The sequence below is a fragment of the Azospirillum melinis genome (genome assembly GCF_013340935.1).
Classification (GTDB): domain Bacteria; phylum Pseudomonadota; class Alphaproteobacteria; order Azospirillales; family Azospirillaceae; genus Azospirillum; species Azospirillum melinis.
Map to the genome: position 1 here is coordinate 166,951 of NZ_WHOS01000006.1, position 25,085 is coordinate 192,035.

Annotated in this window: 20 protein-coding genes and 2 pseudogenes; 15 read left to right on the plus strand and 7 right to left on the minus strand. The window is 65.4% G+C overall.

Features of this window, described 5'->3' with window-relative positions; all coding sequences use genetic code 11:
- Positions 1-392: 392 nt before the first annotated feature.
- The 7 genes from GBZ48_RS07235 to GBZ48_RS07265 are packed head-to-tail and all read left to right on the plus strand — an operon-like array spanning position 393 to position 8,333.
- The gene (locus GBZ48_RS07235) at positions 393-1,505 is read left to right on the plus strand and encodes an SDR family NAD(P)-dependent oxidoreductase (protein ID WP_174470392.1); all 1,113 of its coding nucleotides are present in this window, start codon (positions 393-395) and stop codon (positions 1,503-1,505) included.
- Positions 1,502-2,572, plus strand: coding sequence for an SDR family NAD(P)-dependent oxidoreductase (locus tag GBZ48_RS07240; RefSeq protein ID WP_174470393.1), 1,071 nt, complete (start codon positions 1,502-1,504; stop codon positions 2,570-2,572). The genes GBZ48_RS07235 and GBZ48_RS07240 overlap by 4 nt, the downstream gene beginning before the upstream one ends.
- Positions 2,572-3,864 carry a TIGR04295 family B12-binding domain-containing radical SAM protein gene (locus GBZ48_RS07245; RefSeq protein WP_174470394.1) on the plus strand — a complete coding sequence of 431 codons (1,293 nt, stop codon included), beginning with the start codon at positions 2,572-2,574 and terminating at the stop codon, positions 3,862-3,864. The genes GBZ48_RS07240 and GBZ48_RS07245 overlap by 1 nt, the downstream gene beginning before the upstream one ends.
- Positions 3,855-4,988: a glycosyltransferase family 4 protein gene (locus GBZ48_RS07250; protein ID WP_174470395.1), complete on the plus strand. Its 1,134-nt coding sequence runs from the start codon at positions 3,855-3,857 to the stop codon at positions 4,986-4,988. Before GBZ48_RS07245 ends, GBZ48_RS07250 begins: the two co-directional genes overlap by 10 nt.
- Positions 4,985-6,109 (plus strand): CgeB family protein, encoded by a 1,125-nt coding sequence (locus GBZ48_RS07255; protein ID WP_174470396.1) that lies wholly within the window; start codon positions 4,985-4,987, stop codon positions 6,107-6,109. The genes GBZ48_RS07250 and GBZ48_RS07255 overlap by 4 nt, the downstream gene beginning before the upstream one ends.
- Positions 6,106-7,200, plus strand: a complete 1,095-nt coding sequence (locus GBZ48_RS07260) for a CgeB family protein (protein WP_174470397.1) — start codon at positions 6,106-6,108, stop codon at positions 7,198-7,200. Before GBZ48_RS07255 ends, GBZ48_RS07260 begins: the two co-directional genes overlap by 4 nt.
- Complete coding sequence (locus GBZ48_RS07265) at positions 7,197-8,333, plus strand: glycosyltransferase family protein (RefSeq protein ID WP_174470398.1); 1,137 nt, start codon at positions 7,197-7,199, stop codon at positions 8,331-8,333. The genes GBZ48_RS07260 and GBZ48_RS07265 overlap by 4 nt, the downstream gene beginning before the upstream one ends.
- Here the strand turns inward: GBZ48_RS07265 and GBZ48_RS07270 are convergent.
- From GBZ48_RS07270 to GBZ48_RS07285, 4 genes and pseudogenes are all read right to left on the minus strand, one after another.
- A pseudogene (locus tag GBZ48_RS07270) lies at positions 8,334-9,193 on the minus strand (IS5 family transposase).
- Positions 9,194-9,270: 77 nt separating this feature from the next.
- Positions 9,271-11,454, minus strand: a complete 2,184-nt coding sequence (locus GBZ48_RS07275; RefSeq protein WP_174470399.1) for an amylo-alpha-1,6-glucosidase — start codon at positions 11,452-11,454, stop codon at positions 9,271-9,273.
- 109 nt (positions 11,455-11,563) lie between these two features.
- The gene (locus tag GBZ48_RS07280; protein WP_174470400.1) at positions 11,564-12,649 is read right to left on the minus strand and encodes a glycosyltransferase family 4 protein; all 1,086 of its coding nucleotides are present in this window, start codon (positions 12,647-12,649) and stop codon (positions 11,564-11,566) included.
- A 292-nt stretch (positions 12,650-12,941) separates the two neighbouring features.
- Positions 12,942-13,772, minus strand: coding sequence for an EamA family transporter (locus tag GBZ48_RS07285; protein ID WP_174470401.1), 831 nt, complete (start codon positions 13,770-13,772; stop codon positions 12,942-12,944).
- 181 nt (positions 13,773-13,953) lie between these two features.
- On the opposite strand from GBZ48_RS07285, the gene GBZ48_RS07290 reads away from it, so the two are divergent.
- The 7 genes from GBZ48_RS07290 to GBZ48_RS07320 all read left to right on the plus strand — a co-directional run bounded on the left by GBZ48_RS07290 (position 13,954) and on the right by GBZ48_RS07320 (position 22,048).
- A complete protein-coding gene (locus GBZ48_RS07290; RefSeq protein ID WP_174470402.1) occupies positions 13,954-14,667 on the plus strand; it encodes an IS6 family transposase in 714 nt (237 codons plus the stop codon).
- Between the two features lie 179 nt (positions 14,668-14,846).
- Positions 14,847-15,662: an ABC transporter permease gene (locus GBZ48_RS07295; RefSeq protein WP_174470403.1), complete on the plus strand. Its 816-nt coding sequence runs from the start codon at positions 14,847-14,849 to the stop codon at positions 15,660-15,662.
- Between the two features lie 40 nt (positions 15,663-15,702).
- Positions 15,703-16,053: a Rid family hydrolase gene (locus GBZ48_RS07300; protein ID WP_174470404.1), complete on the plus strand. Its 351-nt coding sequence runs from the start codon at positions 15,703-15,705 to the stop codon at positions 16,051-16,053.
- A gap of 81 nt (positions 16,054-16,134) precedes the next feature.
- On the plus strand, positions 16,135-18,186 hold the full coding sequence (locus GBZ48_RS07305; protein ID WP_174470405.1) for a methyl-accepting chemotaxis protein: 2,052 nt from the start codon (positions 16,135-16,137) through the stop codon (positions 18,184-18,186).
- Positions 18,187-18,859: 673 nt separating this feature from the next.
- Positions 18,860-19,873, plus strand: coding sequence for a substrate-binding domain-containing protein (locus GBZ48_RS07310; protein WP_174470406.1), 1,014 nt, complete (start codon positions 18,860-18,862; stop codon positions 19,871-19,873).
- Positions 19,874-19,928: 55 nt separating this feature from the next.
- A complete protein-coding gene (locus GBZ48_RS07315; protein ID WP_174470407.1) occupies positions 19,929-21,662 on the plus strand; it encodes a sensor histidine kinase in 1,734 nt (577 codons plus the stop codon).
- Positions 21,659-22,048, plus strand: coding sequence for a response regulator (locus GBZ48_RS07320; protein WP_174470408.1), 390 nt, complete (start codon positions 21,659-21,661; stop codon positions 22,046-22,048). Before GBZ48_RS07315 ends, GBZ48_RS07320 begins: the two co-directional genes overlap by 4 nt.
- A gap of 60 nt (positions 22,049-22,108) precedes the next feature.
- On the opposite strand, the gene GBZ48_RS07325 is transcribed toward GBZ48_RS07320, so the two are convergent.
- The gene (locus GBZ48_RS07325; protein ID WP_174470409.1) at positions 22,109-22,714 is read right to left on the minus strand and encodes a transposase; all 606 of its coding nucleotides are present in this window, start codon (positions 22,712-22,714) and stop codon (positions 22,109-22,111) included.
- 87 nt (positions 22,715-22,801) lie between these two features.
- On the opposite strand from GBZ48_RS07325, the pseudogene GBZ48_RS07330 reads away from it, so the two are divergent.
- Positions 22,802-23,951 (plus strand): annotated as a pseudogene (locus GBZ48_RS07330) (IS3 family transposase).
- 18 nt (positions 23,952-23,969) lie between these two features.
- Here the strand turns inward: GBZ48_RS07330 and GBZ48_RS07335 are convergent.
- Positions 23,970-24,332: a PHP domain-containing protein gene (locus tag GBZ48_RS07335; protein ID WP_174470410.1), complete on the minus strand. Its 363-nt coding sequence runs from the start codon at positions 24,330-24,332 to the stop codon at positions 23,970-23,972.
- Positions 24,333-24,663: 331 nt separating this feature from the next.
- Positions 24,664-25,085, minus strand: a 422-nt coding sequence (locus tag GBZ48_RS07340; protein WP_174470411.1) for a branched-chain amino acid ABC transporter permease, incomplete at its 5' end; no start/stop codon positions are given.

Consider the following 25,085-nt stretch of genomic DNA (forward strand, 5'->3'; position numbering starts at 1 on the left):
GCATCGGCGTAATAGGATAGTCCCTGCACGAAAGATGATGCGCAATTGCCCAGGCCGACGATTGCTACCCGAAGTGTTCTTCCCGTCACCCGGCTCTCCCTTACATGAGGATTGTCGTTGCTGCGCAGTACGGATCTTTGTAGCTGTTAAAAAGATGCGCCGGAAGACCGTCCGTAGGGGGCATGTCTTTTGGGGGGGTGCAGGAACTTTGACGATGATGTTAATCGTAGAGTTCGACATCGTTGCCCCGCAGAAGCGTTGCATCCTGAAATTCAGGCGAAATCGGCGAGCGCACCGGCGGCGTAGCGTTTTCTGCATCGTGGCTTTTTCGCCGGCTGGACATCCATTGCTCAGCCATCCAAGACACAATCGGCAACTTTCGGGAGAGCCTCGTGGGAGAAACCGTTCTCGTCACTGGTGGAGCAGGCTTCATCGGTCGTCATGTCGCCAAGATGCTGCTCGCCCGCGGCGATCACGTCAGGGTCCTCGACAGTCTGATCGCACAGGTCCACCCCACGCAGACCCGTCCCGACGAACTTGATTCGGACGTCGAACTGCTGGTCGGCGATGTGCGCGACGAAATCGCCGTCAGTCGGGCACTGGAGGGGGTAGACGCGGTAATCCACCTCGCTGCCGAGGTCGGCGTCGGCCAGAGCATGTACGCGGTGGACCGCTACACCTCGGTGAACGATCATGGCACGGCAGTGCTGCTCCAACGCCTGATCGATCGTCCGGTCCGCCGCGTCGTCGTCGCCTCGTCGATGAGCATCTACGGTGAGGGGCTGTATCGCACCGCCGACGGCACGTTGATGGAGGATGTGGTGCGCGGCGCCCGCAACGCCGACGGCTCCTGGGATCCACTCGATTCCGAGGGCCGTCCGCTGGTCCCGGTGCGCACCCCGGAGACCAAGCGACCGGCGCTGAAGTCGGTCTACGCCATTGGCAAATACGTACAGGAGCGGCTGACCCTGACGCTAACCGCTCAGTACGGAATGGAGGGTGCCGCCCTCCGGCTGTGGAACGCCTACGGGCCGGGACAGGCGCTGTCGAATCCCTACACTGGCGTGCTGGCGATCTTCGCCTCGCGACTTGCCAACAACCAGCGGCCGATGATCTTCGAAGACGGCCGGCAGCGCCGTGACTTCGTGCATGTCCGCGACGTGGCGCGCGCCTTCCTGCTGGCGTTGGACAACTGCGCCGCCGACGGCGAGGTCTTCAACATCGGCTCCGGCGAGGATCGCACAGTGGAAGAGGTGGCACAGCTCCAGGCCGCCTCGATGGGACGTCCCGACCTGACCCCGGAGATCACCGGCAAGGCGCGGGCGGGCGACATCCGCCACAACATCCCCGACCTGACGAAAGCGCGCACGCTGCTTGGCTACGAAGGGCAGGAGGATTTCTCCGAGGGGCTGGCGGAACTCGCCGAGTGGGTTGCCCGGCAGGAGGCCGAGGACCGTGTCGCCGAGGCCCGGCGCGAACTCGAAGCGCGGGGGCTGGTGGCATGAGCGGTCGGTCCAATCCGGTCCTCATCACTGGCGGCGCCGGCTTCATCGGATCCAACCTGGCCGACCGGCTGGCGTCCGAGGGTCATGACGTCCTGGTGTTCGACGCGCTGCTGCGGCCGGGCGTGGAGCGCAACCTAGCTTGGCTGAAGGCGCGCCATCCCTCGCGGATCAGTGCCGCCGTCGCCGACTTGCGCGACGAGGCGGCGCTAAGCGAAGCGGCGAAAGACGCCAAGGCGGTCTTCCATCTGGCCGCCCAGGTCGCGGTGACGACCAGCATGGCCGATCCCGTCGAGGATTTCGAGGTCAACATCCGGGGAACTCTGGCCATCCTTGAGGCCCTGCGCCACCGGGGCGCGCGCACGCCGCTGGTCTTCGCCAGCACTAACAAGGTTTACGGCAATCTGGCCGACGTGCCGCTGGAACTGCTGGACGACGCCTATACCCCGGCCGACCCCATCCTGCGCACGCATGGCGTAGGGGAGGAGCGACCGCTCGATTTCCACACGCCGTACGGCTGCTCGAAGGGTGCCGCCGACCAGTATGTGCTGGACTACGCCCGCAGCTTCGACCTGCCGACCGCCGTCTTGCGGATGAGCTGTATCTATGGCCCTCGGCAGATGGGCACCGAGGACCAGGGCTGGGTGGCGCATTTCCTCATCCGAGCCTTGAAGGGCGAGCCGATCACCATCTACGGCGACGGGCGGCAGGTGCGCGACGTCCTCTATGTTGCCGACGCGGTGGAGGCCTATGCCGCGGCCTGGAACCGGATCGAGCAGGTGAAGGGCCGGGCTTTCAACCTGGGCGGCGGGGTTGCGAACACGGTTAGCCTGCGCCAGCTTGTCGAACACATCGAGCATCTGCTGGACCGCCGGATCGAAGTGTCCCACGGCGACTGGCGGGCGGGAGACCAGCGCTACTACGTCTCCGACACGCGCGCCGTCCGCCGCGCGCTCGGCCTGTCCGAGCCGGTCGACTGGCGCCGCGGCGTGGCGGCGTTGGCCGACTGGCTGCGGGAGCAGGCCACCGCCGGCCTGCACGAGACGTCGGCATCGGTGGAGGCGGCCTGATGCGTGTGGCGCTCGTCAACCCCGCCTGGGACTTTGGGCACAGCATCTACTTCGGCTGCCGGGAAGCGCATCTCCCTCTTGAGCTCGGCTACAGCAAGGCGTTGCTGGAGCGGGCCGGACACGAGGTGATGATGCTCGATGGCCAGTTGATGGGGCTGTCAAACGCTGAGCTTGCCGAACGGACGGCCGGCTTCGCGCCCGGTATGACGGTGGTGACGACCGCACCCACCTATCTGTTCTGGCGCTGCGCCCAGCCGGAGCTGCGGATCCCGCGAGCCTTCGTGCTAGCGCTGGGGAAGCGGGGCGGCCTGACCGTCGCGGTCGGGCCGCATGGTTCGACCACGCCCCGCGCGACGCTGGTCAAATTGGACGTGGACGTGGCGGTCCGCGGCGAATGCGAGGAGGTGGTGGCGCGACTCGCCGACTCCCCCGCGCCGGATTCGGTCCCAGGTCTGGCCTTCCGCCGCGACGGGGCCGTCGTCCTCACCGGCGGGCCGCAGGCCGGGCGCTTCACCGACCTGCCTGCGCTATCCTGGCCCGCCGAATGGCTGGCACGGCACCACCACCATCACCACCGCTACGGCACCGAGCCGGCTGGGCCGGGCGCGGAGCTGGAAGCGTCGCGCGGCTGTCCCTATAGCTGTTCCTTCTGCGCCAAGATCGATTTCCGCGACAAGTATCGCCGGCGCGACACTGCGATCCTGCTGGAGGAGATCGACGGGCTGATCACCGCCGGGGTGCGCTACCTCTATTTTATCGATGAGATCTTCCTGCCGCGGCGCGATTTGCTCGAAGCGCTGGTGGATCGGCCGGTCGAGTTCGGCGTGCAAACGCGCATCGACCTGTGGAAGCCCGACATGCTGGATCTGCTGGGAGCGGCCGGCTGCGTGTCGATTGAAGCCGGCGTCGAGAGTCTTACCGAGGAAGGCCGGGCGGAGCTGGACAAGAAATGTCGCATGAGCACCGACGAGTTGGCCGACCAGCTGATCCACGCCCGCCGCAGCGTCCCCTTCGTCCAGGCCAACCTGATCGCCATGGCTGGAGACGACTCCGGCCTCGTCGCGCGTTGGCGCGAGAGGTTGCGGACGGCCGGCGTTTGGGCAAACGATCCGGTGCCGCTCTACCCCTACCCCGCCTCGCCGGACTACCGCCGGCTGTGGGGCGAACCGGACGACCGGGCGTGGGAGCGGGCGCACGAGCATTATCTCGGCCAGTTCGACCGGCTGAGCGACATCCAGGAGGACGAACCGCTGCCCCTGGAGGAGTTGGAGACCGCCTGCGCATGCCGATGACGCCCACCCACCTGCTGATGACGACAGACAGCGTGGGTGGAGTCTGGACCTACGCGCTGGAACTGGCGCGGGAACTGGTGGAAAGCGGCATGCGGGTCTCGCTCGCCGTTCTCGGCCCCTCCCCGCAACCGGATCAGGTCGACGCGGCGCAAGCCGTTCCCGGTCTTGAGCTGATCAACACCAGCCTGCCGCTGGACTGGATGGCCGACGGACCGGACATCGTCCGGCACAGCGCTGTAGCGTTGGGGGCGCTGGCCCGCCGGCTGAAGGTCGATCTCATCCATCTCAACAGTCCGGCTCTGGCGGCGGGCGCCGGCTTTCCGGTGCCGGTGGTCGGGGTCTGCCATTCCTGCCTGGCAACCTGGTGGGCCGCCACGCACGGCGGCGCCATGCCCGAAGATTTCCAATGGCGCACCGAGGCGCTGGCGCGCGGCTACGCGGCCTGCGACGCGCTGGTCGCGCCGAGCGCCGCCTTCGCGGCGGCCACCGCTGCCGTCTACCGCCTTCCGGCGCCGGTCGTGGTCCATAACGGCCGCCGTCCGGTCCATGGCGCGGCGCCGATACGCCGGGATCGGACCGTCTTCACCGGCGGGCGCCTGTGGGACGACGGCAAGAACGTCGCGGCGCTCGACGCGGCGGCGGGCCTCGGCGTTCCGCTGGTCGCCGCCGGCCCCCTGGCAAGCCCGTCCGGGGAGCGTCGGACGCTGGTCCATGCCCGCGCGCTCGGGCGGCTCGATGCGGCGTCGGTCGCCGGTTGGCTGGCCCGGTCACCGGTGTTCGCATCCATGGCGCTTTACGAGCCCTTCGGCCTGACGGTGTTGGAGGCGGCGCAGGCCGGCTGCGCGCTGGTGCTGTCGGACATCCCGACTTTCCGCGAATTGTGGGACGGTGCCGCCCTCTTCGTGGATCCGGCGGACAGCCCCGCACTCGCCGCCACGTTGTGCCGCCTGCTGGACAATCCGGCGGAGGCCGAAAGCCGCGGCGACGCGGCGCGGCGGAGGGCCGAACATTACGGCCTGGAGCCCTTCGTCGGCGGCATGCGCGCCATCTACCGTACCGTCCTGAGCACTCACACCGCTGAACCCGCCCTATCCCGCCCCGCCCGCAACGAGACCGCCGCTTGAAGATCGTTTATTTCACCCATTCGCTGGCGTCCTGCTGGAACCACGGCAATGCCCATTTCCTGCGCGGTGTCCTTCGCGAACTGATCGCGCTTGGCCACGAGGTCCGCGTGTTCGAACCGGAACAGGCGTGGAGCCTGCAAAATCTCCTGGCCGATCATGGCGAGGCCGGGCTCGCCGCCTACCGCGCCGCCTATCCGGAGCTGTCCTCGCACAGCGTCGCGCCCGATACGGACGCGGCGACGCTGTGCGACGGCGCCGATCTGGTTCTCGTCCATGAATGGAACGACCCGTTGCTGGTGGCGGCGGTCGGCAGGGCGCGGCGGCAGGGCGGAACCTTCACCCTGCTATTCCACGATACGCATCACCGCGCGGTCAGCGATCCCGGCGCCATCGCCACCTTCGACCTGTCCGGCTACGACGGCGTGCTGGCCTTCGGCGAGACGCTGGCCGCCGTCTACCGCCGCTGGGGATGGGATGGGCGCGTCTTCGTGTGGCACGAAGCCGCCGACATCCGCCTGTTCCATCCGCCGGCCGAGGAGTCCGCGCGCGAGGGCGCGGTGTGGATCGGCAACTGGGGCGACGGCGAGCGGACCGAGGAGCTCGACACGTTCCTCTTCACGCCCGTGCGCGCCGCCGGCCTGTCGCTGGACGTCTACGGCGTGCGCTATCCGGAACCGGCACTGGCCTTGCTGGAGCGCCACGGCATCGCCTACCGGGGCTGGCTGCCCAACGCCCGCGCGGCCGGCATCTTCGCCCGTCACTGCGTGACCATGCATGTGCCACGCCGCTTCTATGTCGAATCCCTACCCGGCATCCCGACCATCCGCGTGTTCGAGGCGCTGGCCTGCGGCATCCCGCTGCTGAGCGCGCCGTGGAGCGACTGCGAGGGGCTGTTCCGGCCGGGAACTGACTTCCTGTTCGCCCGCGACCGCGCCGAGATGGCCGCGCATCTGCGCGCAGTTGCCAACGACGCCGACCTCCGTGCGGCGTTGGTCCGCAGCGGCCTTGAGACGATCCGAGCCCGCCACACCTGCGCCCATCGCGCCGCCGAGCTGCTTGCGATCACCGCCGCCCTGACCGGCCCGCCCGCTACCCCGTCCTGCCTGGAGCCTGCCCGATGAAAATGGCATTTTACGGTTCGAGCCTGCTGTCTTCCTACTGGAACGGCGCGGCGACCTACTACCGCGGCATGCTGAGCGAACTCGCCAAGCGCGGCTGGGACGTCACCTTCTACGAGCCGAACGCCTTCGACCGCCAGAACCATCGCGACATCGAACCGCCGGACTGGGCGCGGGTCGTCGTCTACGACGCAACCCCAGACGCCTGCCAGACCGTCATCGCCCGTGCCGCTGAAGCCGACGTGGTGGTGAAGGCGAATGGGGTGGGCGTCTTCGACGACGAGCTGCTGAATGGCGTCATGGACGCCGCCAATCCTCGCGCGCTGCGGCTCTACTGGGACGTCGACGCGCCCGCCACGCTGGCCGAGCTGCGGCAGACACCGGACCATCCGCTGCACCGTCGACTGCCGCAGCTCGACGCCGTCCTCACCTACGGCGGTGGTCCGCCGGTGGTAACGGCCTACCAGGCGATGGGCGCCCGCGTCTGCCGACCGATCTACAACGCGCTCGACCCGGCGACGCATTACCCGGTTCCGCCCCAGCCGCGCTTCGCCGCCGACCTCGGCTTCCTCGCCAACCGGCTGCCCGACCGCGAGGCCCGGGTCGAGCGCTTCTTTCTGGAGCCCGCCGGACACAATCCGGACGGGCGCTACATCATCGGCGGCAGCGGTTGGGAGACGAAGGGCTTGCCGACCAACGTCACCCATGTCGGCCATGTCGGCACCGCCGACCACAACGCCTTCAACGCCTCCGCGCTGGCAGTCCTGAACGTCGCACGCAACAGCATGGCCGAGGTCGGCTTCTCGCCGGCCACGCGGGTCTTCGAGGCCGCCGGGGCCGCGGCCTGCTTGATCACCGACGCCTGGGAAGGGGTGGAGCTGTTCCTCGCGCCGGACGAGGAGATCCTGGTCGCCCGCGACGGCCAGGACGTGACCGACCATCTGCGCGCTCTCACCCCCGCCCGCGCCCGTGCCATCGGGGAGGCCGCGCGGCGCCGTGTCCTGGCAGAGCACACATACGCCCGGCGCGGCGTCGAGGTGGACGCGTTGCTGCGCGATGCGCTGGCCGCCAGACGGGAAAGGAGCGCTGCGTGAAGCTCGTCGTCCTGGGGCTCAGCCTGTCCTCCTCCTGGGGCAACGGCCATGCCACCACCTTCCGCGCCCTCCTGAAGGCCTTCGCTGCGCGCGGCCACGACATCCTGTTCCTGGAGCGCGACGTTCCCTGGTACGCCGACAACCGCGATCTCGTCGATCCCGGCTATTGCCGGCTGGCCTTCTACAAGGACCGGGAGGATTTGCGGCGCTGGGCGGAGACGGTCGCGGCGGCCGATGCCGTGCTCGTGGGCTCCTACGTGCCCGAAGGCGTTGCCGTCGGCCGGTGGGCACAGGAGACGGCGCGCAGCGCCGTCGCCTTCTACGACATCGACACGCCGGTGACTCTGGCGAAGCTGGAGCGCGGCGACGAGGAGTATCTCTCCGCTGCCCTCATCCCCGGCTTCGACATTTATTTCTCCTTCACCGGCGGTCCGACTCTGGACCATCTGATGAGCGGGTACGGGTCGCCGGCAGCGCGCGCGCTCTACTGCTCGGTGGATGCCGACGTCTATATGCCCCACCCAGTCGCCAAACGCTGGGACCTGAGCTATCTCGGCACCTACAGCCCGGACCGGCAGCCGACGCTGGACCGGCTGTTGCTGGAACCTGCCCGGCAGGAGCCGTCGCTGCGCTTCGTTGTCGCTGGCCCGCAATATCCGGACGACATTGTCTGGCCGGAGAATGTCGAACGGCTGCACCATGTGCCGCCGGCCGGCCATCCCGCCTTCTACGCGGCCAGCCGCTTCACGCTGAATGTGACTCGTCAGGACATGGTTCGCGCCGGCCATAGCCCCAGCGTCCGGCTGTTCGAGGCGGCCGCCTGCGCCACGCCGATCATCTCCGACGTCTGGGACGGGCTCGACGAGCTGCTGGAGCTGGACCGCGAGATCATTCCGGCCCGACAGTCCGATGATGTACTGCGGGCGCTCCGGACGCTGGGCGAAGCGGAGCGGGACGCTATGGGGAAACGGGCAAGGCAGCGGATCCTGGCCGGCCACACCGCCGCGCACCGGGCAGAGACGCTGGAGCGGGAGCTGGCCGCCGCCGCTCGGCGGAAAGTCCGCGACCAGTTCGACGCCGGCGTGTTGCAGCGAGGTGATCGGGGCAAGAGATTACCCCAGCCCCGCTGGTGATCAAGCGACGCGGACGGAATTCGGGCGTCCAAGGTCGAGCATGCGGTTGAGGACCGCGACGCCGATGGCGACCTCGGTGGCCTGCGCCTGATCGGTATGGAAGCGCAGCGCCCCGCCGAGGACGCCCTTCCAGCGCACCATTTGGCTCTCCACACCGGCGCGCTTGTTGTAGCCGCTGGCCCGCTGCCACGCCATCCGACCCGCCTGCGCAATCATCTGGATGTGACGGTCGCGTTGGCTGGGAGCGGTCGCACGGCATCGCTGCGCGGTGGCGCCATCACCGCGGCCTTGGGATGGCGCTCGTAGACGGATGCGTAGACGCCGCACTCGGTCAACGTGGCCGCGACGATCCGGCTCGTACCGGCGTCCATCCCGATGTGCAGAGTGTGCCAGGACCGCCGCTTCCTGGTGCCGTGCTTCTCGATCAGCCATTCCCCCGGCCCACACGGCTTCAGCCCGGTGCTGTCCACCAGCAGGTGGATAGGCCCGCCGCTCGAGCGCGGCACTGACGGCAGCGTCACCGTCCGGGCGCGACGGGCGATGGTGGAATGGTCGGGCACCGGCAGATCAGGCCCGAGCAGGTGGAGGATCGGGGCAAGCAGCCCCTCGGTCTGGCGCAGCGCCAGACGGAACACCGCCCTCAACATCAGGGCCGTGGTGATCGCCAGGTCCGAGTAGTGGGGCTGCCCACCCTGTGTGGTGCGGGGCGCCGCCTTCCACTGCTCGATCGCCTCGTCGCTCACCCAGACGGTCAGGCTGCCGCGCTGACGCAAGGCCTTATCATAAGCGGCCCAATTGGTCACGCGCCGCTTCGGTCGCGCGATGTGGTGTCGGCGGGCGGCGTTCGCTTTGCAGGGCACGGTCAGAAACCTAAACGGAGGCGGGGCCGCTGCCTACGACAGCGACCCCATCCGTGCATCAACCTGATGCCGCGCCTTCAGATGGTGGTGATGATCCGGAGATTTCCGGTCCGCTTGAGTACAGAAACCGCAACCTGCGCGCCGTGCCGGCAGAACGACACGTCCGCGCAGGCCGGGCCGAGCGACAGGCCCCTCAACACCACGGCATCGAGGAACGACGGCAGACGCGGCTCGTCGAAGCGGATTTCCCTGCCTGCAGGATCGAACGCGATGCCGAGCGACGCCTGCAGCAGGGCGAACAGCGTGGCGCTGGCCCAGGCCTGCGGCGCGCAGGCGACCGGATAGAGGGTCGGCCCCTTGCCCGCCCGCCGCGAAAAGCCGCAGAACAGTTCCGGCAGCCGGCGCAGTTCCATGTACGGGCTCGCGTCGAACAGGCCACCGAACAGGCGCAGGACCGGTTCCTTCAACCCATAGCGGGCCAATCCCAGGGCAATCAGCCCGTTGTCGTGCGGCCAGATGGAGCCGTTGTGGTAGGACATGGGGTTGTAGCGGCTCTCGCCCTGGGGAATGGTGCGGATCCCCCAGCCGGAAAAGGAATCGCCGCTCATCAGGGTGGCCGCGACCTGCGCCGCCTTGTCCGGGTCGGCGATGCCGCTGAACAGCGCATGCCCGGCGTTGGAACTGCGGACCCGGCACGGGCGCTTCTCCCCATCCAGCGCCAGCGCGTAGGTGCCGATGTCGTCGCACCAGAAGGCTTGATCGAAGGCGAAGGCCAGTTCGGCCGCCTGATCGTCGAGGGCATCCGCCCTCGGGCCCATGTCCATCGCCCGCGCCAACCGCGCGGCCGCCCGCTTGGCGGCGTAGACGTAGCCCTGCACCTCGCACAGCGCGATGGGGGCTTGCGCCAGCGTGCCGTCGGCATGGAAGATCGAATCGTGACTGTCCTTCCATCCCTGGTTGGCGAGCCCTTCTTCCGTCCTGCGGCCGTATTCGACGAAGCCGTCGCCGTCACGGTCGCCGTAGGTGTCGATCCAGGTCACCGCCGCCTCGATGTGCGGCCACAGCGCGCGGATCGTCGGCATATCGAAGGTGCGCTCGAAATAGGCGCCGGCCAGCATCACGAACAGCGGCGTGGAATCGACGCTGCCGTAATACAGGCCGAAGGGTACCTCGCGGAGGTTCGCCATCTCGCCGCCGCGGGTTTCGTGCAGAATCTTGCCGGGCTCGGCGTCGCGCAGGGGATCCTCGGCGGTGGCCTGCCGCGCGGCGAGCGCCATGAGCACGCCACGGGCAACCGTCGGGTCGGCCCACAGCATCATGTGGGCGGTGATGATGGCGTCGCGCCCGAACATGGTGCTGAACCATGGGATGCCGGCGTAAGGGTATGGACCCTCGTCGGTGTCGGTCATCAGCATGGCGAGGTCGGCCTGGGCACGTTCCAGCGCCTCGTTGAGCAAGGCGTTGGCCGTCGTGGCCGAGGCGGTCCGCAGCTTTGCCGCTCGCACCGCCCGGCGCGCCTGGCGCAGGCGGAAGAAATAGCGCTCGCCGCTGAACGCGTGCGCCGGCTGCGCCGCGCAGGTGACCGCCATCAGCACCACGCTGCGCTGCCCCGGCGCCAACGCGACGCGGAAGCGTGCGGCGGTACCGGTCAGAAATTCCGGTTCCGGGTCGAACCGCACGGTGGTGACCCGCGTTTCGTTGTCCAGTCCATCATAGGCCAGAACCACGCGCCCGGCACTGACGACGGGCTGGTGGCTTCTGCCGCGCTTCGCGCGCCGCTGCCCGCGCGCCTCGAACAGGTCGGCGAAATCGGCGCCAAAGTGGATCTCCACCGTCATCTCATGCGCTTTGGTGTCGAAGTTCCGGAAGGCGAAGCGCTCGTAGCTGTGGCCCATCCACAGGAACTTGCTGCGCAGCAGGTGGATGCTGTCGCGGGGTAGGTCGATTTGACGCCCGTCGAAGACGTCGGGGTTGGTAAGGTCGACGGACATGAGCACATTCTCGTCATCGACCGTGGAACTCAGCAGAAGCGGGCGCTTGCCGCCGATGCGCACTTCCAGCCGCGAGAGGTAACGAGTGTCGCGGTGAAAGAGGCCCTGCGGGCTGCGGTCGGAGCGCAGGACGTCGCCGTAATGATCGAACACCGCAAAGCTGTCGCCGTGCTTGAGGGTGCGCGGTTCCAGTTCCGCCAGCGAGGTCGTGGCCGGAATGTAGAACTCGGGCACAGGGTCGGGTTCGTCGTTCGAAATCCGATCGTCCATGGCGGTGCTCCCGTCTCAAGGCGGCGTATGGGGGGCGATGGAGGTCAGGGCGGTGCTTCGGTCGCGAGCCCGTCGGGGTTGCGGCCACGCCCATGATGGTAGGTCCTCGTCACGCGGCATCGACCTCGACCAAAGAGTCATGACCATCGAGCAGGTGGCGGTAGAGGGTAAGATAATCCGTGGCCATGCGGGCGGCGGTGAAGCGCGTCTCGAAGCGGTGGCGGACGCCGCGCCGGTCGATTTCGCCCAGGCGGCGCACGGCGTCGACCGCGGCGTCGATGCCGTCGGCAATGAAGCCCGTGACGCCGTCCTCGATCACCTCCGGCACCGAGCCGCGGGGATACGCGATGACCGGAGTCCCGGCCGCCATCGCTTCGATCATCACCAGCCCGAACGGTTCGGGCCAGTCGATCGGAAACAGCAACGCCGCCGCGTTGCCGAGGAAGTCGCTCTTCTGGTCTTCACCGATCTCGCCGATGAAGTCGACGAGCAGGTGATCCAGCAGCGGTTCGATGGTGTCCCGGAAATATTGATTGTCAGCCTTGTCCACCTTTGCGGCGATTTTCAGAGGCAGGCCGGCGCGCTTGGCGATTTCGATGGCGTGGTCCGGTTGCTTTTCGGCGGCGATGCGGCCGAGGAAGGCCAGATAGCCGCCCGGTGCGAACCGGGGGCGGAGCAGATCGGCGGGAATGCCGTGGTGCACCGTGCGGAGCCAGCGCACCGGTGGCATTGGTGCGCGCTGGTGATCGGAGATGGACACCAGCGGTATGTCGTCGAACTCCCTGTAGAACGGCTGCAGGTCCGGCAGGTCGAGCCGGCCGTGCAGCGTCGTCACGGTGCGGCCGGCGCAATCCCGGAACAGGGGCATGTGCAGGTAGTCGGTGTGGAAGTGGATCAGGTCGAATGCGTCGCGTTGCTGGCGAACATGCTCCAGCATCAGGAGGTGATGGATGATCGGATCCCGGACGGTGGAGTCGAGCCGCGTGGCCTGTCGGCAGCAGGGGGACAGGCGCGCCGTGGTGCGCGAGTCCGCCGAGGCGAACAGCGTCACGTCGTGCCCCTGCCGGACCAGTTCTTCGGTCAGATAGGAAACCATCCGCTCCGTTCCGCCGTACAGCCGCGGAGGCACCGCTTCGTAAAGGGGTGCGACCTGGGCAATGCGCAAGCCGGAGCCGCTGCTTTTGATCGTTCGCATGGGGGAGCCCTTTCTTTGCACCCTCAACAGGAAAGTGCAGTCCTGCGACGCAGGGGGCAATTCCTTAGGACGATACCGAAGGCGGCGATGTTGGCGCATAAATCGGCGGGAGGTTGGCTGCAGGATAGCGGGGTAGGAAAGCGGCCCCTCTAAAGCCGAGTCCGCGATGCCGTACAAAGTGAACGAGAGCCGCCATCACAAGATCCCGCGCGCCCGCTACCGCGTCGAGAACTGGGCCGCCTACCTCGCGCAAGAGTGCCTGATCACTGCTGCCCGACGGTGGACTCTGTCCTCACGCCGATTTGTGCGCCAAAGTCGCTCTTACACGTTCGCGGCGCAAGGTGAACAAGCTCGCGGCGATCACCAAAGCGGCGCCGGCGACGACATTCAGTCGGACAGGGTTACCGAACAAGATAACTCCATAGAGCAAAGCCCACATGAGCATCGTGTACTGCGTCGGTGCGATCAGGGAGGCGGGAGCTCGGCGCACAGCGGCCAAGATTAAGAAGTTACCCGATCCCATGATCAGGCCAGACAATGCTGCCAATCCAACATCTGGCAGCGACGGTGCACGGCCGACAGCAAGACACCCGGGCAAGCTCACCAGCAGCAGGCCGAGCATTACGGCTGCCACCATGAGGTTTGCATCCTCATGGCGCGCTTGCCGCATGATCAGAATGGCAGCCGCTGTGGTCAACATCGCCCCGAAGGCAGCAGCGTGACCCAGGCCTAGCCGTGTCGCCCCCGGCTCGACCATGACCAGAATGCCGGCAAACCCCACCAAAACTGCGCCGAAGCGGTATCGGCCGACCTTCTCGTGGAGGAACACCGCGGAAAAAAGTGTGACGACAATCGGGGCGGAAAAGATGATCGCGTAGACGTCGGGAAGAGGAAGGACTGAAAAAGCGGAAAAGCTGCAGAGGGTACCGACGCCTGCAAACAGGCCTCGCATCAGCACCAGGGCTGGCCGGCGGATCTGTGGCCGTATAGACCTCCTCGCGAACATCACAACGACAGGGATGAACGCGAAAGCCACCTGCATCGTGATGACCTGGGACACGGGATACCGTGTGGTGAGAAGCTTTGCCGTGGCATCGCCTGAAGCAAGAAGGAGATTGGCCACCAGAGCGAGTATGCCCGGCTGTATGGGTCTGTGTCTTTTCTGTCGTGGAAGGACGGGCGCTCAGATCGTGATTCCGTTTTTCAGACCAACTCGGTGAAACCAAAGTGGCGCCAGGGTCGTGTAGGAGGCACCGTCAAGTTCAGGGCTGGTGCGCTGGCCGGGATGACAGTATAGGGCCGGCATGATAACGCGCCCCGACCCGATGTACGCCGGCTACCGGTTCCCCGCCGCAGTGATCAGCTACGCGGTGTACCTGTACTTCCGCTTTCCGCTCAGCTTGCGCATGGTCGAGGAGATGCTGGCGCTGCGCGGCATCACGGTCAGCCATGAGACCGTGCGCCAGTGGGGCCTGAAGTTCGGCCGCGAGGTTGCCAGCCGGATCCGCCAGCGCCGCCTTGCCCACGGCGACAAGTGGCATTTGGATGAGGTCGCCATCAGCATCGCCAGCAAGAAGCACTATCTCTGGCGCGCGGTGGACCAGGACGGCTTCGTCCTCGACGTGCTCGTTCAGAGCCGACGCGACAAGAAGGCGGCCAAGCGCCTGCTGCGCAAACTGCTCAAGAAGCAGGGCCGAGCGCCGCGTGTGATGATCACAGATAAGTTGAAATCCTACGCCGCGGTCAAGAAGGACTTGAAGCTCCGGTGCGAGCACCGTCAGCACAAAGGCCTGAACAACCGAGCTGAGAATTCGCACCAGCCGACCCGACGACGGGAGCGGCAGATGAAACGCTTCAAGTCACCGCGCCAAGTCCAGCGCTTCCTATCCATCCACGACCCGATCAACAACCTCGTCCACCTCCGCCGCGATCACCTCACCGCCTCCGAGTTCCGAGCCGCCCGCGCCCAGGCCTTCGCCGCCTGGGCTGAGGTGGCCGGCGCGCCCCTGGCCGCGTAATCACTCCATCCACCGGACGTCACCGGCCAAACCGTGACGCCGGTCTTCGCTGCTGCCGAGAACTTGACGGTGCCCTGGGGCATGGCCGCGGCGCTGAGCGGGATCCTGCTGGGCCTCGTTCTGGTTCTGTATGCCGTGTACAGCCGGCTCGTCGGCCTCGACCGACTGAGGATCGGGTGATGCGCGGACCCCTGCTCTGGGGCCTAAGCCCCTTCACCATCGCGCTACGGCTCTTCTGCGCGCTGGTCCTGCTGTTCCTGGTGGCGCCGATCCTGGCGATCATGCCGCTGTCCTTTAACGCAGAACCGTTCTTCACCTATCCGATGCCGGGATTTTCCCTGCAATGGTATGAAGAGTTCTTCCAATCGGCCGTGTGGCGGCTGGCATTGAAGAACAGCATCGTTGTCGCCATTGCCTCGACCATCCTGTCGTCGGTTCTGGGGACTCTGGCCGCACTCGGGCTCAGCCGGCCGAATTGTCCGTTCCGGGCAGCGATCATGGCGGCACTGATCTCGCCGATGATCGTCCCGATCGTGGTCAGCGCGGTCGGCATCTACTACTTCTTTGCCGCGGCCGGACTGCTCAATTCCCTGACCGGCCTGATCCTGGCGCACACGGCGCTGGGCGCGCCCTTCGTCGTCATCACGGTGGCCGCGACCCTGGGCAATTTCGACCACACCCTGATGCGGGCGGCAGCAAGCCTGGGGGCCGACCCGATCCGCGCCTTCTTCACCGTCATGCTGCCGATCATCGCCCCTGGCGTCGCGTCGGGTAGCCTGTTCGCCTTCGTGACCTCTTTCGACGAAGTCGTCGTGGCCCTTTTCATCACCGGATCGGAGCAGCGCACCCTGCCGCGCCAAATGTGGAGCGGTGTGCGCGAGCAAATCAGCCCGACGATCACGGCGGTCGCGACCCTCCTCATCCTGTTCTCGGTTGCTCTGCTCGTCACCATCCAGTGGTTCCAGCGGCGCAATGCCGCCAGGCCACCGGCGTAACGGTCGGGAAACCCAAATTCCGTCAGATAGGAGAAGAAGCGTGAGCATACAGCGATTCCGCTGCGGTCCGCGCATGAGCCAGGCGGTCGTCCACAATGGAACGGTCTTCCTCGCTGGCCAAGTCGCCGAGGACGCGCCAGGCGCAGACGTCGCGCAGCAAACCTGTAACGTCCTCGACAGGATCGATGCACTGCTGGCTGAGGTCGGCACCGACAAAACGAAGCTGCTGTCGGCTACCATCTGGCTGTCGAACATGGCCAGCTTCGGCGCGATGAATGAAGTCTGGGACAGTTGGGTCGCTCCTGGCTGTGAACCGGCGCGCGCCACGGTCGAATCCCGGCTTGCCTCTCCGGAATACGCAGTCGAAATCGCCGTCGTCGCCGCGCTTTGAGACCAAACCGGCACCGGCTGAGCGGCGGCCCGGTCGATACCCTTTCCCGGTTTTCCAAGAGGGCTGTCCATGGTCCCGCCTATGCGCAAGAAACATCCTGTGTTCGGCATCCACTGGAAACTGATGGCTGCCTTCGCAGCGGTGCTCGCCACCACGGTCATATCCGCCATGGTTGGGCTTTGGTCCAACAGCCGGCTATCCGCCATGTTTGCAATCGTCGTCGAGGAACATGTTCCGCGGCTCGACGCGGCGGCGGCACTTTCCCGTAGCAGCCTCGGCGTGGTACTGGCCAGCGGCGTTTTGAACGCCGCCCGGAACGACAAGGAGCGCCAAGCCGCGGCGATTTCCGGCGCGGAGGACTTGCAGGCGACAGCTGCTCTGGTAGACCGGATGCGGGCGGACGGCGTCGATCCGGCACAACTGGATGCGATCGTTGCCAGGATCGATTCCATGGGGCGGAACCTGCGGGGGCTCGACAAGCTGGTGTCAGCACGGCTGGTGCTGGCGGAGGCGCAGCACCGGCAGCGCGACCATATGAATGCCGTGCGGAGCGCCTTCTCCGACAGTATCGCCGAAACGCTGGCTAAGGCCGAAAATCCTGCCGTCCAACGCATGCTGCTTGATCTGTCCGCGTCCGTGACCGTGCTTGGCAATCTGCTCACAGAAGCGGCAGAGACGGCGGATTTCGATCGGCTGACGGAAGTCCGCCAGCGGATTGGAAAGGCGATGAAGGCAACAGAGGACGCGGCGAAAGGCCTCGCCGACCACAGGCGCGAATATGGAGAGGTTGCGGAACAGGCAGTGGGAATCCTCGATTTCGGACGGGGGAATGAGTCAATCCCGGCGTTGCGCTTCGAGCATCTCAAGCTGAGCAATCGGGGAATGCTGCTGCTGGACAAGAACCGCGAGATCGCCGGCGAACTGACTGCCGTCGTGAATACGGTCGAGGCCGGCATCAAGGGTCAAATCACAGAATCGGCAAGGAAGATCACGACGTCAGTCGCCGATTCCCGTAAAATTCTGCTCGCCGCGATTGCAGTCGGTACTCTGATCGCTGCGCTGATCGTGTTCGTCTACGTACGGCGGCACATCATCCATCGCTTGGCCGCGCTTTCCTCGACGATGCGCGCTTTGGCCGAAGGTAATCTGGAAATCGAACCGCCGCACGCCAGCCGTGACGAGATCGGCGACATGGCCGCGGCACTGGCCGTGCTTCGCGCCGGCGCCCTGGAAATGCGCGCTCTTCAGTCGCGGGTCGACGCCGAGCGCCGGCACGCCAGTGAGGAGCGCAGGCGCATCCAACTGGAACTGGCCGATGCCTTCGAAGTGAATGTCAAATCCGTGGTCGAACAAACGCGTCTGGTGATGGGGAAACTGCAAACGACGGTCGACGGTCTGTCGCACGGCGCCCGTGGGGCGTCGGAGGATGCTGGAGAGGCTGCGGCGGCCTCGCGTCAGGCGATGGTCAATGTCAACAGCATCGCTGCGGCGTCGGAGCAGTTGTTGGCGTCCATCACCGAGATCGCGCGGCAGGTCCACCATTCGTCAGGGGTCACAGAGCGGGCTGTTGCCGACGTGAAGCGCACCAACGGTATGATTGTCGGCCTGAATGAAACTGCCAGGCGGATCAGTTCGGTCGTCGAGTTGATCAACGCCATCGCCAAGCAGACCCATCTTCTCGCCCTGAATGCCACGATCGAAGCAGCACGGGCTGGCGAAGCCGGACGAGGATTCAGCGTCGTTGCCGGCGAAGTAAAGGCCCTGGCCAGCCAGACAGCCCGGGCCACCGACGACATCGGCCAGCATGTTGCTGCCATTCAGACCAGAACGGAGGCGGCGGTCCTTATGATCGTCGACATCAGCCGCACCGTCGACCAGGTTTATGGGATATCGAGCGCCATCGCCGCAGCAGTGGAGGAACAGAGCGCCGCTACTCAGGAGATCGCCCGCAATGTCGCAGCCGCCGCTATGGAAACGACCAGCGCCCTGGCGACTAGTCAACGGGCCAGCGACGCCTGCCACGAATCGAATAGTCTGACAACCAGGGCTCTCGGTGCGACGAACGAGATGGCAGGACATGTCAATGTGCTGGACACTGAGGTGAAACGATTTATCGGCACTATCAGGTCATAGAAGGAGCTGATTGGAGCAACCGGCTCTTTTGCAGCGGCACCGTCAATTTGTCGGCGCCAGTAATGGTGGCGGGTGCGGTATAACCAGGAATGCCTGGTGGACAGAAGTGATTACGCGGCCTGAGCTATGCCCCCAGTGACACCGGCGAGTTCAAGCGGCAGACGGCACTCTACCGGGCAGCGCTTGAGCGCCAGGGGAATCCGACCGGCTTCGTCGAAGTCTTCGGACGCAACCATTTCGACATCATCCTGGGCATGAGCTGCCGGGACGATCCGCTGACCCAGGGCATCCTACGGTTGATCCACGGCTCCGGGTAACCGTCCGCCTCAGCCTCAACTGAAGAAGCACACGACGCTCTCCCGGCGAAGCGGATGTTCGTCGGAATTGAGCGTCGGCGTCAAGAGTCACCGCGCCGTCTTCACTCGTCACCTCCACCATGATCCTCCACTGCATTGCGCCCCGATCAGTCGACTTCCCAGCGCCTTTTACCATTCTCCCCCAAGTTTGAGACGATCTCCCCAGCCTCCGCCTTCAGAAAATTTAAGGAGAGACATGCTGTTTCTTTATGCAATCAAAAAGCGAGGAGAAATCTGCTCACTAATGCGTGACTTCCTGTTGCCCATCATGACATAATTTACCAACAGTTCATCGCTCACTCAGGAAGGGGGCGACGATGTCTTGGCTGAACCGGAGAATCTGGCGAACGTCACTGCTTCTCGTCGCCCTATCCCTTTTGGGCGTAGGTCTCTATGTCTATGTCATGGGCCCGGGCTGGCGCGCCGAACTGCAGTCTGCGCAGGCCGCCACTGCCGCCCGGCCCCCCCATCGCCCGCGCGTGGCGCTGGTCATGAAGACATTGACCAGCCCATTCTTCGTCGCGATGGAAAAGGGCGCACGACGCGCCGAGACGGAATTCGGGGTGGAACTACTGGTCAGAACTGCTGCCCAGGAGACCTCCGTCGAGCAGCAGATCGCCATTGTCGACCAGTTGACCCGTTCCCAAGTGGACGCTCTGGTGATTGCCCCCAGCGACTCCTATGGCCTTGTCCCTGTGCTTCGGAAGACGCAGGAACTGGGTATCGTCGTCATAAATGTCGACAACCCGCTCGATCCCAACTTTTCGCGCAAGCAAGGCCTTGTCGATGTCCCCGTTATCACTGTCGACAATACCAAGGCGGCGTACGCGGCGGCCAAGGAACTCGTCCAATACGTGAAGGAGCCGACCGAGGCTGCCATCATCGAGGGCTTCCGGAACGCGGCCAACGCCGAGGCGCGCCGACGCGGCGCCCTTCAGGCATTTGAAGAGAACCCCAACATCACCGTCGTCGCCAGCGAGCCGGCGAACTGGAAAATCGACGAAGCCTTTCAAGTGGCGCAGTCCCTGTTCAGCCGCCATCCCGGCATCAGGATCCTCTTCTGCGCCAACGACATGATGGCGCTCGGCGCCCTGCACCATCTGGAAACCGGACACATCGCCTCGGTCAAGGTGGCGGGGTATGACGGTCTCGACGAAGCCAAACAGGCGATCAGAGCCGGAACCCTTTCGGTCAGCATCGACCAGCAGGCGGAACAGCAGGGCTTCCTTGGCGTAGCCTACGCCGTGCGGGCGCTGAATGGTGAACGCCTGCCCCCGGAAACCATCCTGGAGACCCGCCCGATCACCATTAGAACTCTCGATGCCCATTGATCCCAAAAGAAAACAGCCCCGGCCGCAACCTTGCCGAACTGACGCAATGCATCCGATGCGCACCTTCAAGCCCAACCTGAGCCACCGCTTTGTGGCGTATCTGATGGTCCTGAGCATACTGCCGTTGCTCGGGTTGGGATTCGCGTCGTTCGAGATTGCCCGTTCCGCCCTGCAAACCGACGCCGGACGTTACCTGACGCAACTTGTACGTGAGCGTCAGCACCTCCTCGATTTGCAGACGGAGCAGATCGAAAGCCTGATCGCCAACATCTCCAGCGTGGAAGCGATCATCAGCGCCCTCACCACTCCGTACGCGGCAGCCGACAACTACACGCGGCTGGCCACACAGGCACGCATCGGCTACATTCTCAACGGCTATCAGAACACCAGCGGCCTCGTCTCCATCGACATCTTCTCGGCCGACGATACCCACTATCATGTCGGGGACACGCTGGATGTCGGCAATCTGCGGAACCCGATCCTGACTGAGTTGAGGGAGGCGGCCGCGCGGAGCGAGCGCCCGGTCCATTGGGCCGGAATCATCGACAACGTCAACGGGAATTCCCATAAGAAAAAGGTGATCTCCGCCGCGAAAGCCATCACGGCAATCGACAAGGCCACCTTGCAGCAGGTCCATATCGCTGTGCTGATCGTCAACTATGACGCCGATCACCTGTACGATCAATTCAACCCGGGCAGTGACGCCGGCATCCGCCTGTCCATTGTCGACGGAATGGGCCGCCTGGTCTACGATGCCGATCGGAGCCGGATCGGGACGGCTGCGGACAATGCGCTTGTGGACCTTCTGGAGGGAGACGGCGGGCAGACCATCGGCAATTTTAACGGCGCTCCGCATCTGGTGAGATTTATGCGGTCTCAGCCGTCGGGCTGGCTGGTGGTTGGTGCCGTGCCCCTTGCCGTTATGAAGGCACAGGCCGCAGGGATCGGCAAGGCGACGGCCTTGGTGGGGTTGGCCTGCTTGGTTGTGGTCGGCTTGGCCGCCCTGTCCTATTCACGAGGGGTGGTGGATCCGATCCGGCGCGTTACCGGACAGTTTCAGCGGCTGCGGGAGGGCCGGAACAGCCTGCGGACCCGCCTCCCGGCCCATGGCGACGATGAAATCGCAGAGTTGACACGCGGTCTCAATGCGTTCCTAGACGGCCTGGAGGAGCGGGAACGCGCGGAGAAGCGTCAGAAGCTTCTGATCGACGAACTCAATCACCGTGTGAAGAACACCTTGGCCATTGTGCAAGCGATGGCCATGCAGACCTTCCAATATTCCAACAGCCTGGACGATTTTCAGAAGGGCTTCATTGAGCGTCTGATGGCGCTATCGAAAACGCACAATCTCCTCACCCGCAACGTCTGGCAGGACGTCAACCTTCACGACGTGGTGCTATTGGAGTTGGCACCGCACGGAGGCGCGCGGAAAGACCGCTTCAGCGTTGATGGCGACGACGTTTCCGTCAGCCCTAAGGCGGCGGTGACGCTCGGGCTGGCCTTCCACGAACTGGCGACCAATGCCGCCAAGTACGGAGCCCTTTCGGTCCCCTCGGGGAAGGTTGCCGTCACCTGGGAGCGGAAGAAGTCGGCGGACCGGCGCCTATGCCTGGAATGGCGCGAGATGGAGGGTCCACCGGTCGAGACGCCCCGCCGGCAGGGTTTCGGATCCCTCCTGATCGAGTGCGGCTTGGCGCGCGAACTCGACGGCACCGTTCACCTCGATTTCCGGCGGCAGGGGGTGCGGTGCGTGATGGAATTGCCACTGGATCGGATATCGACCTCATGACGACGTCAGCCAAAACGCAATCCGACGTGCAGGGACTGCGCCTGCTCATCGTGGAGGACGAGGTGTTGGTGGGTATGGCGCTCGAACGTGCGCTGAAGACTCTCGGCTGCGAGGTGATCGGCCCAGCGGTCTATCTGGACAAGGCGATCGCGCTGGCGCAAAGCGCCGCGACGGACGGCGCGATCCTCGATGTCAACATCGCAGGGCAAAAGGTCTTTCCGGTGGCGGATATCCTGAGCGAGCGCGGCATCCCTTTTCTTTTCGCCACCGGCTACGGGCTGGACGGCCTTCGGGAGGGCGACAAGGACAAGCCGGTGCTTCAGAAGCCATATAGTTTTACCGAGTTGATCCGGATCATCGCCCGTTGGAGGTCGCTCGACAGTTGAATCGGATCGCGTAAAATTGAACTCATCGGCGCTGCTGCCCTGAGAAGCTGTTCGTGGAGGTCACGCGCTGGCGGCTTTGGTGTCGATCCGGCGCAGGCGTCGGGAGAGGATGGAGACGAAGGCGATCTGTACAAAGGCGACGAGGTGCTCCTTCGTCCGCTCGACAATGGTGTTCAATCGCCGGTAGCGGGTGATCCAGCTGAATGAGCGCTCAACGACCCAGGAGATTTCGGTCGGGATGAACACGCCGTCGCGACCGCGGGCGATCGGCTGGATGCTGATGCCGAGCGCCGCTCCGGTCTTGGCCAGGCGCTCGCCGCGATAGCCGAGATCGCCAATCGCTGGTCCTTGGAACCCCCGTCCGGCGAGTTGGCGCAGCACGGGCACGATCCCCTTGGTGTCATGCACGTTGGCGGACGTGGCGTCGATCGCCAGCGGGATCCCGTACTTCTCGACGGCGATGCTGATCTTCACCCCGCGAATCTTCTTACCCCCGTTCGCGCCGCGCGCGAAGCAACTCGGGGCCGAGGGGCAGGTCCGGCTGTCAATCACCACCGCGCTCGGTTCCGCGGTATCGCCGCAGGCCAGACGCCACGTCCGGCGCAGCCGGTCGAGCAGCCGGCGCCACAGCCCGAGCCGGGTCCAGCGGGCAAACAGAGTGTACAACGTGCTAAGGGGATGCCGGTGTGAGGTGGTCCCCGTTCCCCGGACAGTTGGATAAGCTTGGTTCGCCCATCAGGAAGGACGGACCCGATGACGGGGAAACGGAAGCGGTATTCGGCGGATTTCAAGGCGAAGGTGGCGCTGGAGGCGCTTCGGGGCGAGCTGACGGTGTCGCAGCTCGTGGCTAAGCACGGGGTGCACCAGACGCTGATCAACGCCTGGAAGAAGCAGGCGATGGAGGGGATGGCCGGGGTGTTTTCCGGCAAGGCGAAGGCTGCTGAGGCCAGCCATCAGGGCGAGGTGGAAAAGCTTCACGCCATGATCGGCCAGTTGGTCGTGGAACGCGATTTTTTGCGCAAGGCCTCCGGTCGATGAGCGTCGGCCGGAGGCGGGAGACGATCGAGCCGGAGCATCCGCGCCTGTCGATCACGCGACAGTGCGCGCTGGTGTCGCTCAGCCGCTCCAGCTATTACGAGCCGGTGAAGGGCGAGCCGGCCGAGAACCTGGAGCTGATGCGGCGGATCGACGCGCAGTTTCTGGAAACGCCCTGGTACGGCAGCCGGCAGATGACCCGTCATCTCCGGCGCCAAGGGCAGCAGGTCAACCGCAAGCGGGTCCGCCGCCTGATGCTGCGGATGGGCTTGCAGGCGGTCTACCAGCGTCCAAAGACGACGGTGCCTCATCCCGAGCACAAAATCTGGCCGTACTTGCTGCGGGACATGGTCATCGACCGTCCGAACCAGGTGTGGTGCGCTGATATCACATACATTCCCATGCGCCGCGGCTTCCTGTACTTGGTCGCCGTGATGGACTGGGCGACACGCCGGGTGCTGGCCTGGCGACTGTCGAACACCATGGACGTCGAGTTCTGCCTGGAGGCGGTGGAGGAGGCGATGGCGCGTCACGGCCGCCCGGAGATCTTCAACACCGATCAGGGCAGCCAGTTCACCAGCCCGCGCTTCACCCGTCTCTTGACCACGGCCGGCATTCGGGTGTCGATGGACGGGCGGGGCCGCTGGATGGACAACGTGTTCATCGAACGGCTCTGGCGATCGCTGAAGTACGAGTGTGTCTACCTCCATGCCTTCGAGTTGGCAGCGAGGCGCGGGCCGGAATCGGCCAGTGGATCGAGTATTACAACGCCGACCGACCGCACTCGGCGCTCGGCGGCCGAACCCCGGCCGAAGCCCACCAGGGCGCCCCGGCTGGGATCAGGACTGGGATCAGATTGGCGGCATGACACGGACCTGAACCAAGCTTATTTCAGCCGCAAAACTGTCCGGGGAACGGGGACCACCTCATGTTGGAGGTGGGCTGCGGCCTGCTCGGCCAGAAGATGCAGCCGGAGGACATCGTCCGGTCGCCGCCGGAGCGTCAGCGCCAGATAGCTGCGGCCGGGAAAGGTCAGCCGCAGCCGCATGTGCTGCTGCTCACAGCGTTCGTCCACTTGGTCGCGCACGAAGATGGCAAACAGGCCTTCAGCCCAATCGGTGATATCTCCCCAGCTAAGCTCACAAGCCCCCTTCCCTGCCCTCGCCTTGCCGAGGCTTCCGAGGTCGAGCTCCACCAGCACCGACGCGGTGCCAGCCAGCGAAGATTTGTGTGCAAAAGGCTCGCGCACCGTAGTCTCACGACGGCGCACGGCCCCGACAGGAACCGCGTATCCTAGGAGGATCAGTTGCTAAAACCTATTACCCGCTCGCGTGTTCTCGCGGCGATGCGGGCCGAACCGGGGACGCCCATCCGGATATGGTCGGTACAGCACCGTGACGCGCTGAGCGTGGCACGGCAGACCGGCTGGCTGTCCGGTAATCACCGGTTTGCCTTTGCCCGACATACTGACGCCATGGCCCAAGTCGAAGACCCTGGCCATCCAAGCCCCTATGACTGGATGCATCCCTCCCGACCACCAACGCCCCGGCTTCTTTGCGCCAACGTCGCCCACCACCCGTTCATTTTGCCCTACTTTTGAGCCGGTGCAGCAGTTCGCCAACGATGCCGCGGCGGAAGAGCAGGACGCAGACGACGAAGATGCAGCCGATCACCACCGGCACCGGCAGGCTGGTGGAGGCGAGGTAGCTTTCCAAGGTCACCACCAGCCCGGCACCCACCACCGGCCCGAACAAAGTGCCCATGCCGCCCAGGAGCGTCATCAGCACCACCTCGCCCGACATCTGCCACGTCACGTCGGTCAGGCTGGCGAGCTGGAACACCAAAGCCTTGGTCCCGCCGGCAAGGCCTGCCAGAGAGGCCGACAGCACGAAGGCGACCAGCTTGTAGCGGTCGGTGCGGTAGCCGAGCGACACCGCGCGCGGCTCGTTCTCGCGGATCGCCTTCAGCACCTGGCCGAAGGGCGAATGCACCGTGCGCCAGA